Source organism: Bacillus sp. FSL K6-3312, assembly GCF_038007485.1.
Lineage (GTDB): Bacteria > Bacillota > Bacilli > Bacillales > Bacillaceae > Bacillus > Bacillus pumilus.
This window is the reverse complement of sequence record NZ_JBBOXI010000001.1, coordinates 3932927-3944573: the sequence shown is the minus strand read 5'-3', so window position 1 is coordinate 3944573 and position 11647 is coordinate 3932927. Positions and strand designations below refer to the sequence as shown.

The following is an 11647-nucleotide window of genomic DNA, read 5'->3' as shown; positions in this document are numbered from 1 at the left end:
AAGGCTTCTCCCCCCTCCTTTTCTTTTTAAAATGACCAGTATCAAACTGTTATAGAACACGAAAAAGAGCAAATGGTCATCACCATTCGTGCACATACATTGTTGAAAACAAATAATATAGTAGAAAAACGTCTTTTCGACAAATTACACAGTCTGTGGATAAACAATTCAACAACCTGTGTAATATCTTTCCACAGCTTATCCACAGATTGTGGATAACGCAAATAGGTCAGATAAGTAATTAAGAGTTAAAACACAAATATAATATCAAAATAAACGAGATGGTGCAATGGGTGTCACAAACTTATCCACACACTTTACATCCTGTTGAAAAATAATTATCCACATCGGTTATTTGTGTGAAAAAAATGTCGATAATGGATGTGGATAGTCTAAATATGCCGGAAAAATATCCACACCCTTGTTTTGGAGGCCTTTTAGGAGGAAAAAAAGAATAAAATGTTGGAAACTGAAAAAGAAGGTTTCTTCGTTTGATAAATTATGTTATGCTTATAAGGTTGATAATAAGAGTTTTATCATTGATATTGACAATCGATGGGTTACACAAATATAATGAGTTAGACTGTCTTAAACAGCTATTCCTCAGGGAGGTGTCATAAATGAAAAGAACGTTTCAACCAAATAACCGTAAGCGTAGTAAAGTTCATGGCTTCCGCAGCCGTATGAGTTCTAAAAACGGACGTCTAGTTTTAAAGCGACGCCGCAGCAAAGGTAGAAAAAAATTATCAGCTTAGGCCACTGAATAATGTCAGTGGTCTTTTTTACATAAAATCGTAATTGAACTGTCAGTTTTTATCGGAGTGGAAGAAAACATGAAGAAGCGAAACAGGCTAAAAAAAAATGAAGAGTTTCAAAAAGTGTTCAAAAAAGGTCAATCAATGGCGAACCGCCAATTCGTTATTTACCAGCTGGATCAACCAAATCAAGATGAACTGCGTTTAGGATTGTCTGTCAGTAAGAAGATTGGTAATGCAGTGATGAGAAATCGAATTAAACGACTGATCCGCCAGGTGTTTTTAGAGGAAGGTCATAAGTTAAAGCAAGAAAAAGACTACATTGTCATTGCAAGAAAACCAGCAAGTGAATTGACCTTTGAAGAAACAAAAAAGTCTCTCCAACATTTATTTAGAAAATCCGCTGTTTATCAACAACAACCGAAAAAGTCTTCGTAATAGAAACTTTCGTTGAATCAATTTTTAAAAGCGCTTCCTTCATCTAGTGAACTAAAATGAAACCACCACTTTGTAATGAAAAAATGTTACCATACTGATTAGGTGAGTCACTTTCGTAATCAATTCCAACTTAAATAAAGTTTGAAGTAATGGGAGGAATCTTGTTGAAAAGGCGATTATTACTAATATTTAGCTTGATTGGCGCATTGGTTCTATTGGCAGGATGTACACAAATTAATGAACCAATCACATCAGATAGTAAGGGATTTTGGAACTCTTATATTGTTTACCCGCTATCTCAATTAATCACGTACATGGCAAATTTGACTGGTGAAAACTACGGGGTTGCGATCATTATTGTGACACTGTTAATCCGCTTGCTCATTTTACCATTAATGATTAAGCAGTTAAGAAGTACAAAAGCAATGCAAGCATTGCAGCCTGAATTGAAAAAGCTTCGTGAAAAATATAGCTCTAAAGATCAAAAAACTCAGCAGCAGCTTCAGCAGGAAACAATGGCCCTTTTCCAAAAAAATGGCGTCAACCCATTGGCTGGCTGTTTCCCGATTTTAATTCAGATGCCAATCCTAATTGGTTTTTATCATGCGATTATGAGAACAGCAGAAATTAAAAAGCATACATTCTTATGGTTTGACTTAGGCAGTCCAGATCCATTGTTCCTATTACCGATCATTGCGGGGGTAGCTACTTTCATTCAGCAAAAGCTGATGATGGCTGGAAATCCGTCGGACAACCCTCAAATGGCGATCATGCTATGGGTTATGCCGATTATGATCATTGTATTTGCTATTAGTTTCCCAGCAGCACTTTCATTGTACTGGGTTGTAGGTAACATTTTCATGATCATCCAAACATTAGTGATTAAAACTCCTCAAGTAAAATTAGATACAAAAGAAAAAGCTGGCGGGAATAAAAAATGAAGGAAATAACTGCTGTCGGTCGCACAATCGAAGAAGCAGTAGATTCCGGACTTAAACAAATTCAGCTTCTAAAAGAAGAAGTAGATATCACAATTTTGGATGAAGGAAACAAAGGGTTCTTAGGATTATTTGGTAAAAGACAAGCTGTAGTCAAATTGATAGAAAAGAGAAATACTCTTAAATTAGCTACACAGTATTTAGATAATATTGTTAAATCCATTGATCCTAAAGCGAAGATTGTTTCCAAACAGGAGCCGAAAAAGATTTCTTTTCACATTGATGGAGATAAAACATCATTAATGATTGGAAAAAGAGGTCAAACTTTGTACTCTTTAGAAACCTTGGTACAGTTAGTGTTTAATCGCTATTCTGATCAGTATCATCATATTACCATTGATATTGGAGATTATAGGAAGAAGCGACAAGAAGCACTTGAACAATATGCTGTCAAGACAGCAAACAAAGTTTTAAAAACGAAGAGAAAGGTTCATTTAGAACCAATGCCTTCGAACGAACGAAAAGTAATTCATGATACGATCGCTGCTTTTTCTAAAGAACTAGCAACGGTATCGGAAGATACAGGCAGCAAGCGTCATGTTGTGGTGCTGTATAAAAAATAACAGAAAGGCTAGAATTCAGCAAAGCTGGATTTTAGTCTTTTTTTATTGAAAAATTGTGTTTCTATAGAAGATTCATCCTTTATTTCTAAAAAGTTAGGGTGTAAGTTGAGTGGAAAATGCCATTTTTACAAGTAAACAAAGGCATCGGGGCGTTTAAATTTATCGGGTTTCGGTGTAAGATGTGAAGATAAGTTTAGAACGTCGTTATTCACATGTGGATAAGTTAAGTGTTAAAATAGATAGGATGCAAAGCTGTGGATAATTGTATAGAGGATACTTTCACTTCGCTTTCATTTATGGTATCTTTAAATTTTGGATTAAGCGTTTTTGATATAGAGATGGACAACGTCCATTTAATAGATAAAAGACTGTCTATTAAAGTAGAGAAAGAGGTGATTGAGCGATGGATACAATTGCAGCCATTTCGACACCGATGGGTGAAGGAGCAATTGCGATTATTCGTTTAAGTGGGCCTGAAGCGGTGCAGATCGCTGATAGGATGTATAAAGGGCCTAAGGAGAAAAAACTTGTATCAGTGGATTCTCATACCATTCATTATGGTCATATCGTGGATGCAAGGACTGATCAAGTAATAGAAGAGGTCATGGTGTCAGTACTTCGAGCGCCAAAAACATTTACGAGAGAAGACGTTATTGAGATTAACTGCCATGGCGGAATTGTAACGGTCAATAAAGTATTGCAGCTTGCTTTAAGAGAAGGAGCAAGATTAGCGGAGCCAGGTGAGTTCACAAAGCGTGCTTTCTTAAATGGAAGAATAGATCTATCGCAAGCGGAGGCTGTCATGGACTTGATTCGGGCAAAGACGGATCGAGCGATGAATGTAGCAATCACTCAAATGGAGGGACGTCTCTCCGGTTTGGTTCAGCGACTGCGCGGCGAGATCCTAGAAACACTGGCGCATATTGAAGTCAATATTGACTACCCTGAGTATGACGATGTTGAAGAAATGACACATCGCGTCTTAGTGGAAAAAGCGACATCCGTCAAAAAAGAAATTGAATCGTTGCTCTCGACTTCTCAGCAAGGGAAAATCCTTCGGGAGGGCTTATCCACTGTAATTATAGGAAGGCCGAATGTTGGAAAATCTTCTTTGCTGAATAGCCTTGTACAGGAAACAAAGGCCATTGTCACTGATATTCCTGGAACTACGAGAGACGTTATTGAGGAATATGTGAATGTAAGAGGCGTACCTCTCCGTCTTGTTGATACTGCGGGTATACGTGAGACAGAGGACATTGTTGAACGTATAGGGGTTGAACGATCTAGACAGGTCTTAAAAGAAGCTGACCTGATTTTACTTGTGCTCAATTATAGCGAAGAATTATCAGAAGAAGATATTAAGCTTTTTGAGGCTGTCTCAGGTATGGATATCATCGTGATTGTGAATAAGACAGATCTTGAGCCTAAGCTTGATGTAGAAAAGGTCAAGCAGTTAGCAAAGGATCGTCCGGTGGTCACTACATCATTATTACAAGAAAAGGGCATTGATGAGCTTGAAATGGCGATTCAATCACTGTTCTTCACTGGATCAATTGAAAGTGGAGATTTAACGTATGTAAGTAATACAAGGCATATTGCTCTTCTTCAGGCAGCAAAACAATCAATTGAAGATGCTCTTGAAGGAATTGAAATGGACGTACCAATCGACATTGTTCAAATAGATTTAACACGCTGCTGGGAACAGCTCGGTGAAATTATAGGAGATGCTGTTCATGAAAGCTTGATTGATCAGTTATTCTCTCAATTCTGTTTAGGAAAGTAAAGGGAGGAACATAAGAAATGGGTTATGAAGCTGGCAATTATGACGTCATCGTCGTGGGTGCCGGTCATGCTGGGGTTGAGGCTGCTCTTGCTTCTGCAAGACAGGGCGCTAAAACACTTGTATTGACTATCAACCTCGATATGGTTGCTTTTATGCCATGTAATCCGTCCGTAGGTGGTCCTGCAAAAGGGATTGTCGTTAGAGAAATTGATGCACTGGGCGGAGAAATGGCACGAAATATAGATAAGACGCATATTCAAATGCGCATGCTGAATACGGGGAAAGGACCTGCTGTTCGTGCTTTAAGAGCGCAAGCAGACAAGTTCCAATATCAGCATGAAATGAAAAAAACAATGGAAAATGAACCGAACCTGACAATGCTTCAAGGTATGGTGGATCATTTAATTGTAGAAGATGATGAATGTAAAGGTGTCGTTACACAAACAGGGGCAAACTATCGTGCGAAGTCTGTTGTATTAACGACTGGGACTTTCTTAAAAGGTCGTATTATTTTAGGGGATCTATCGTATTCAAGTGGTCCTAATAACCAGCAACCATCCATCAAATTATCGGATCACCTAGCAGAGTTAGGATTCGATTTGGTTCGCTTTAAAACAGGAACACCTCCTCGAGTGAATAGTCACTCGATTGACTATAGTAAAACAGAAATTCAACCAGGTGATGATGTTCCGCGGGCGTTCTCCTATGAAACGGTTGAATATATCACAGATCAACTGCCATGCTGGTTAACTTATACGAGTTTAGAAACACATCAAATTATTGATGAGAATCTTCACCGTTCTCCAATGTATTCAGGTATGATTAAAGGAACTGGTCCTAGATACTGCCCTTCCATTGAAGATAAAGTGGTTCGTTTCAATGACAAACCAAGACATCAAATCTTCTTAGAGCCAGAAGGTCGTAATACGCAGGAAGTGTATGTTCAAGGATTATCTACAAGTCTTCCAGAGGATGTACAGCAGCGTATGCTTTCTACCATCCCAGGGCTTGAAAATGTACAAATGATGAGAGCGGGTTATGCCATTGAGTATGATGCAATTGTGCCTACTCAGTTGTGGCCTACACTCGAGACGAAGAAAATTTCTGGATTATATACAGCTGGCCAAATTAATGGTACGTCTGGCTATGAGGAAGCAGCAGGTCAAGGAATTATGGCAGGTATTAATGCAGGAAGAAAAGCATTGGGTAAAGAAGAAGTCATTTTAAGCCGATCTGATGCATATATCGGTGTTCTCATTGATGATCTTGTCACAAAGGGAACAAATGAACCTTACCGTCTTTTAACATCCCGTGCAGAGTATCGTTTGCTTCTTCGTCATGACAATGCGGATTTAAGATTAACTGAACTTGGCTGTCATATTGGATTAATTTCTCAAGAAAGATTTCAGGCATACCAGCAGAAAAAAGAAGCCATTGAAGCAGAGAAAAAACGTTTATATTCTGTCATCATTAAACCCACAGCAGAGACACAAGAATTTATTCGTTCACTTGGTGGAAGTGAGCTGAAGGACGGTATTCGTGCAAGTGATTTGATGAAGCGTCCAGAAATGAACTATGAATCTGTTGTGACGTTAGCTCCTGCTGAAACACCGCTTCCTTCTGATGTGTGTGAGCAGGTAGAGATTCAAATTAAATACGAAGGTTATATCGAAAAGTCACTCCAACAAGTTGAAAAGCTGAAAAAGATGGAGAACAAAAAGATTCCTGATCGTATTGATTATGATGCCATCAAAGGAATTGCAACTGAAGCGAAACAAAAGCTGAAAGAAGTCCGACCGCTTTCTGTTGCACAGGCTTCTCGTATTTCAGGCGTTAACCCTGCTGATATTTCTATCCTTTTAGTATATTTAGAGCAGGGACGTATTGCGAAGATAGCAGAATAGAAAGGATGTCGGCATGAACATTGAACAATTTATAGCAGCACTAGAGGAGAAAGGGATGACTCTTTCTCCTGTGCAGCTTGAACAATTTGAAACTTACTTCCGCATGCTTGTAGAATGGAACGAGAAAATGAATTTGACGTCCATTACTGAAAAGGAAGAAGTGTATTTAAAGCATTTTTATGATTCAATTTCAGCATCATTTTTCATTGATTTTCACAAAGTGACGACGATTTGCGATATAGGAGCTGGTGCTGGTTTCCCAAGCATTCCTCTTAAAATTTGCTTCCCTCATCTACATGTGACCATTGTTGATTCTCTTCAGAAACGAATTACGTTTCTCAATGAGTTAGCAAAAGGGTTAAACTTACAAGATACTACTTTTTATCATGATCGTGCGGAGACGTTTGGACAACGTAAGGAAAAGCGTGAAAGCTATGATCTTGTCACTGCTAGAGCAGTTGCGCGTTTATCTGTATTGAGCGAACTATGTCTGCCCCTTGTAAAAAAGGAAGGGTTGTTTGTGGCATTAAAAGCATCTGCTGCTGATGAAGAAATGCAAGCAGGGAAGAAAGCCGTTACTGTCCTCGGAGGAGAGGTTGTTGAAAAGCATTCCTTTGTCCTTCCTTTAGAAGAAAGCGAACGGAATATCATTGTCATTGAAAAGAAAAAGCAAACACCAAAAAAATATCCTAGAAAACCAGGAACACCTAATAAATCACCAATAGAAGGTTGATCATGTAAAAGGTCGGTTTTTCTTCAATATTTAAGATTTTACAGAAGGAAAAAACATGAGAAAATAGAATTATAAAAAGGTAGTTTTTAAAGGTGGTGTAGGTTCATGAAGCATTCACTCTCACGCTTCTTCGGGCTTGGTGACAAAGAACATCCTGAGCGTGAAACCGAAATAGAGGCAGAGATTGCTGAGCATGTTACATTAAAGGAAGAGATACAGGAGCTCCCGGTCGACACAATTATGCCAAACCGTTTTCAGCCACGCACCATTTTTTCAGAAGAAAAGATACATGAGCTGGCCACGACGATTCATACCCATGGCATTATCCAACCTATTGTTGTCAGACCGACAGAAGAAGAAGGAAAATATGAACTGATCGCCGGCGAAAGACGTTGGAGAGCGGTACAGACTCTTCACTGGGAGAAAATCCCCGCTATTATAAAAGATTTTACTGATACGGAAACGGCATCTGTGGCATTGATTGAAAATTTGCAAAGAGAAGAGCTGTCTGCTATTGAAGAGGCTCATGCCTATGCACGTCTTTTAGAGCTTCATGATTTAACACAGGAAGCGCTTGCTCAGCGTTTAGGTAAGGGACAATCAACTGTTGCAAACAAATTAAGACTTTTAAAGTTGCCTGAAGAGGTACAACAGGCCATCCTAGAGAAAAAAATCTCTGAAAGGCATGCACGTTCACTTGTACCCCTAAAGCTTCCAGAATTACAAATCGCGCTATTGCAGGAAATCATCGAAAAGCAGCTGAATGTAAAACAGACTGAAGAGCGTGTAGTGAAAATGCTTGAACAAAAAACAGATCGCAAACCGAAGCCAAAACGTAAGGCGTTTAGTCGTGATACACGAATTGCGATGAATACCATTCGTCAGTCTCTCCATATGGTAGAAGACAGCGGGCTTAAAATAAATACCGAGGAAGAAGAATTTGAGGAATATATCCAATTAACAATTCGGATTCCTAAATAGAAAAAAGCTGATGAGAGCCACTCGTCAGCTTTTTTTGTCTGCCTTTCATCAAAGTTCATAATATTTACTTATTATTGATTAATTGGTAAAATATGATTCTCGTAGTAGAAAGGAGGTGACATCTATTCAATGAATATGAAAAAGACTATTTTTGCTATTATCTGTTATTTACTATTCTCTCTTTCTCTTTTTTCAAATGAAACGACTATATTCGCTGTGAATACGCCACCGAGCCAAGAGGTTCATGATGCAGAAGAAACAATTACGAAGGAAGAACTGAACGTCCTGAAGGAACAAGGCGTGGTTTCTAAAGAAGTAACAGTTCAACAATTAAATCAAGAGCATGAGTCTCAGGACGACACAATTGACTTGATCACAGTTGATGATGACTTGAAGAACTATGGCTTACGACAAAACAAGCAGGATGAGATGGTGACTGATGAAAAGCCGCATACCATTCGCCACCTTTTAGGAAAACCGTATCCTGGTACCAATATTATGCCTAAAAAAGGGGATATATTGGTGACAAGCACTGGTGCTTTGAATGGTTTAATTGGTCATGCAGGTATCGTCATTAACGAGAAAAGCTATGCCTCCATTCCAGGGTTTCGACAGCACCCAAATATCGATTCCATTCATAGCTGGTTTCGCTATAGTGCCAACACAAAGGTGATTCGGATCAACCACGAAGAAAAGGCGGATCTTGCAGGAGAATGGGCACACGATTACGTGAAAGACCATCCTAAGGCTCGATACTCCATCACAATGTCGATCCAATCATTGGACCCCACATACTGTTCAAAGATTGTGTGGCAGGCCTACGCTAAAACAGGTGAACGCTGTGGGACATGCGACATTTACCATTAAGGCACCCTATGGATTCTTGAAAAAGAAAAGCTATAAAACAGTGACCCCCAAGGTCATTGTGAACGAAGGCCGCAAAATTGGCGGATTAAACTTTTGATATGTGCCCTCACTTTTGATTAAAGTGGGGGATTTTTATATTTCTCAGTATATCGTTTTTCATCAAAAAAGATATATTGATATATTTTTCAGTGTGTTTTCATTCATTTAATCATGTACGAAAATAGACATTCGTCGACGAATTTATAATGGAGAAACAAAAAAAGCAAACGTTTCATACTTTTTTTGATAGAATAGGAAGTATGAATGAATGAGAAACTTGTTAAGTTGAAAGTGGGTGACATCGTGGGAAAAATCATAGCGATTACCAACCAGAAGGGCGGCGTCGGGAAGACGACAACTTCTGTTAATTTGAGTGCGTGTTTAGCATACATAGGTAAACGAGTGTTGTTAGTTGATATTGATCCGCAGGGCAATGCCACGAGTGGTATTGGGATTGAGAAGGCCGACGTAGAGAAGTGCGTGTACGATATTTTAGTTGATGATGCAGATGTTCTTGATGTGATTAAGACGACAGAGGTCGAAAATCTTGATGTCATTCCTGCGACGATACAGCTTGCAGGGGCTGAAATAGAGCTTGTGCCTACGATTTCACGTGAAGTGAGATTGAAGAGAGCACTTGAATCTGTTAAGCAAAATTATGATTATATGATTATTGACTGCCCGCCATCACTTGGATTACTGACGATTAATGCGTTAACAGCATCCGATTCCGTTTTAATCCCAGTACAGTGCGAATATTATGCGCTTGAAGGATTGAGCCAATTGTTAAACACCGTTCGTCTCGTGCAAAAACATTTAAATACGGATCTCGCCATTGAAGGTGTCTTGCTGACAATGCTTGATGCACGAACAAATCTTGGGATTCAAGTCATCGAAGAAGTGAAGAAATACTTTAGAGATAAAGTCTATCAGACCGTGATTCCGCGAAATGTAAGACTGAGTGAAGCGCCTAGTCATGGGAAACCGATTATCTTGTATGATCCACGTTCAAGAGGTGCAGATGTCTATTTAGACTTAGCAAAGGAAGTGGATGCGAATGGCTAAAGGTCTTGGAAAGGGTATTAATGCACTATTTAACACTGTAGACTCAAATGAAGAAACGGTTGAAGAAATCAAAATAAAGGATTTGCGTCCAAACCCGTATCAGCCAAGGAAAACGTTTGATGAAGATGCATTGTCTGATCTCAAAGAATCCATTCAGCAGCACGGTGTTTTACAGCCGATCATTGTCCGTAAATCGATTAAAGGATATGACATTGTAGCAGGTGAACGTCGTTTCCGTGCAGCACAACAAGCTGGTCTGACAACGATTCCTGCGATCGTCAGAGAATTTTCAGAAACGCTCATGAGAGAGATTGCCCTTTTAGAAAATCTGCAACGCGAGGATTTATCTCCATTAGAAGAAGCGGAAGCCTATGCTTCCTTACTAGATCACCTAAGTGTCACGCAAGAGGAATTAGCGAAGCGATTAGGGAAGAGCAGACCGCATATTGCGAACCATCTCCGTCTTTTGACTTTACCGGATGAAGTACAAAAGCTGATTGCAGATGGAAAGTTATCGATGGGTCATGGAAGAACCTTGCTTAGCTTGAAAAACAAAAATAAGCTGGCGCCATTGGTAAAGAAAATTGTGGACGAGGGGTTAAACGTACGTCAGGTTGAGAAACTTGTTCAGCAATTAAACGAAAATGTTCCACGTGAAACAAAGAAAAAAGAAGCACCAAAGGATCGAGTGTTGAAAGAAAGAGAGTCTTTCTTACAAAACTACTTTGGCACTTCAGTGTCGATCAAGAAACAGAAGAAAAAAGGAAAAATAGAGATTGAATTTCTCTCCAACGAAGATTTAGAAAGAATCCTCGAATTGCTTTCTACGAGAGAATCATCAGAGTGACCATCTTGATACGAGATGGTCTTTTTTATATTCTCCCAGTGATATTTTGAATAGGAGCGAAGAGAGAACGGCTTTTTTCTCTTGTCCAATCCATTTGATCAATATGAGATAGACTTTCAGAAAGTGTATTGGCCATAGACATGACAAGATGAAGGCGTGTGTTTTGGAGAACGAAGTATTCCATAAAGCCGCTCACATTGACGATCCCATTAATATGAATATCTCCTACCTCTGGCAGCTCCTTTTGTACACCTGCTCCAGGCTTTAACGGTCCATCTCCAATTTGGAAGGAGCCTACACTTTTCACTCTTCCTAAACAGGCATCAATCGCTACAATGAACGGATGTTTATGGGCTTGTTCAATTTCGGCGAGCTTTTCTTTTAAATTGACCGCATGAACTGGGTCAGAGAGCGTGCCATATACATGAAGCTTTTTCAAATCAAGACCTGAAAGCTTTGTACCAACAAGTGGACCTAGAGAGTCGCCAGTTGAGCGGTCTGTTCCAATACAAACGATGGCAACGGGTCTTTTTCCTGCTTTCTGAAGATGCGAGAATAAAATACTTTTAAGCTGTTGAATGGCGTTTGTATCCGTATGGGACACGTATTCTTTCACCCTATTTCTAAAAAAAAGACCGTTCTTGCTATTCATAGGTCTCACTTCCTTGTCATAG

At 39.3% G+C, this 11647-nt stretch carries 12 protein-coding genes; 11 read left to right on the top strand and 1 reads right to left on the bottom strand.

What is annotated here, in order from left to right:
* Positions 1-620 precede the first annotated feature (620 nt).
* The 11 genes from rpmH (at position 621) to MHI11_RS20590 (ending at position 10973) form a co-directional block, all read left to right on the top strand.
* Positions 621-755, top strand: coding sequence for a 50S ribosomal protein L34 (gene rpmH, locus MHI11_RS20640; RefSeq protein ID WP_008360908.1), 135 nt, complete (start codon positions 621-623; stop codon positions 753-755).
* A 78-nt stretch (positions 756-833) separates the two neighbouring features.
* Complete coding sequence (gene rnpA, locus MHI11_RS20635) at positions 834-1193, top strand: ribonuclease P protein component (protein WP_003214983.1); 360 nt, start codon at positions 834-836, stop codon at positions 1191-1193.
* A gap of 158 nt (positions 1194-1351) precedes the next feature.
* Positions 1352-2134 (top strand): YidC family membrane integrase SpoIIIJ, encoded by a 783-nt coding sequence (spoIIIJ, locus tag MHI11_RS20630; protein ID WP_095117972.1) that lies wholly within the window; start codon positions 1352-1354, stop codon positions 2132-2134.
* On the top strand, positions 2131-2754 hold the full coding sequence (gene jag / locus MHI11_RS20625; RefSeq protein ID WP_340962270.1) for an RNA-binding cell elongation regulator Jag/EloR: 624 nt from the start codon (positions 2131-2133) through the stop codon (positions 2752-2754). The genes spoIIIJ and jag overlap by 4 nt, the downstream gene beginning before the upstream one ends.
* A 403-nt stretch (positions 2755-3157) precedes the next feature.
* The gene (gene mnmE, locus MHI11_RS20620; protein WP_044139031.1) at positions 3158-4537 is read left to right on the top strand and encodes a tRNA uridine-5-carboxymethylaminomethyl(34) synthesis GTPase MnmE; all 1380 of its coding nucleotides are present in this window, start codon (positions 3158-3160) and stop codon (positions 4535-4537) included.
* Positions 4538-4554: 17 nt separating this feature from the next.
* The gene (mnmG, locus tag MHI11_RS20615) at positions 4555-6441 is read left to right on the top strand and encodes a tRNA uridine-5-carboxymethylaminomethyl(34) synthesis enzyme MnmG (RefSeq protein ID WP_340962268.1); all 1887 of its coding nucleotides are present in this window, start codon (positions 4555-4557) and stop codon (positions 6439-6441) included.
* 13 nt (positions 6442-6454) lie between these two features.
* Complete coding sequence (gene rsmG / locus MHI11_RS20610) at positions 6455-7174, top strand: 16S rRNA (guanine(527)-N(7))-methyltransferase RsmG (RefSeq protein ID WP_044139033.1); 720 nt, start codon at positions 6455-6457, stop codon at positions 7172-7174.
* A gap of 105 nt (positions 7175-7279) precedes the next feature.
* Positions 7280-8155, top strand: coding sequence for a nucleoid occlusion protein (gene noc / locus MHI11_RS20605; protein ID WP_340962266.1), 876 nt, complete (start codon positions 7280-7282; stop codon positions 8153-8155).
* A 129-nt stretch (positions 8156-8284) separates the two neighbouring features.
* On the top strand, positions 8285-9022 hold the full coding sequence (locus tag MHI11_RS20600) for an orthopoxovirus pf05708 family protein (RefSeq protein ID WP_340962264.1): 738 nt from the start codon (positions 8285-8287) through the stop codon (positions 9020-9022).
* A 342-nt stretch (positions 9023-9364) separates the two neighbouring features.
* Entirely contained in the window at positions 9365-10126 is a 762-nt protein-coding gene (gene soj / locus MHI11_RS20595) for a sporulation initiation inhibitor protein Soj (RefSeq protein ID WP_034620351.1), read from the top strand.
* Positions 10119-10973 carry a ParB/RepB/Spo0J family partition protein gene (locus tag MHI11_RS20590; RefSeq protein ID WP_003214953.1) on the top strand — a complete coding sequence of 285 codons (855 nt, stop codon included), beginning with the start codon at positions 10119-10121 and terminating at the stop codon, positions 10971-10973. The genes soj and MHI11_RS20590 overlap by 8 nt, the downstream gene beginning before the upstream one ends.
* Positions 10974-10998: 25 nt before the next feature.
* On the opposite strand, the gene yyaC is transcribed toward MHI11_RS20590, so the two are convergent.
* Positions 10999-11625, bottom strand: a complete 627-nt coding sequence (gene yyaC / locus MHI11_RS20585; RefSeq protein WP_003215235.1) for a spore protease YyaC — start codon at positions 11623-11625, stop codon at positions 10999-11001.
* Positions 11626-11647 lie beyond the last annotated feature (22 nt).

Bases quoted from the DNA above. Each gene is read 5' to 3' on its own strand.
- noc (WP_340962266.1), top strand. From the start codon at position 7,280: ATGAAGCATTCACTCTCACGCTTCTTCGGGCTTGGTGACAAAGAACAT.
- mnmG (WP_340962268.1), top strand. From the start codon at position 4,555: ATGGGTTATGAAGCTGGCAATTATGACGTCATCGTCGTGGGTGCCGGT.
- MHI11_RS20600 (WP_340962264.1), top strand. From the start codon at position 8,285: ATGAATATGAAAAAGACTATTTTTGCTATTATCTGTTATTTACTATTC.
- mnmE (WP_044139031.1), top strand. From the start codon at position 3,158: ATGGATACAATTGCAGCCATTTCGACACCGATGGGTGAAGGAGCAATT.
- jag (WP_340962270.1), top strand. From the start codon at position 2,131: ATGAAGGAAATAACTGCTGTCGGTCGCACAATCGAAGAAGCAGTAGAT.
- yyaC (WP_003215235.1), bottom strand. From the start codon at position 11,625: ATGAATAGCAAGAACGGTCTTTTTTTTAGAAATAGGGTGAAAGAATAC.
- rnpA (WP_003214983.1), top strand. From the start codon at position 834: ATGAAGAAGCGAAACAGGCTAAAAAAAAATGAAGAGTTTCAAAAAGTG.
- MHI11_RS20590 (WP_003214953.1), top strand. From the start codon at position 10,119: ATGGCTAAAGGTCTTGGAAAGGGTATTAATGCACTATTTAACACTGTA.
- rsmG (WP_044139033.1), top strand. From the start codon at position 6,455: ATGAACATTGAACAATTTATAGCAGCACTAGAGGAGAAAGGGATGACT.
- rpmH (WP_008360908.1), top strand. From the start codon at position 621: ATGAAAAGAACGTTTCAACCAAATAACCGTAAGCGTAGTAAAGTTCAT.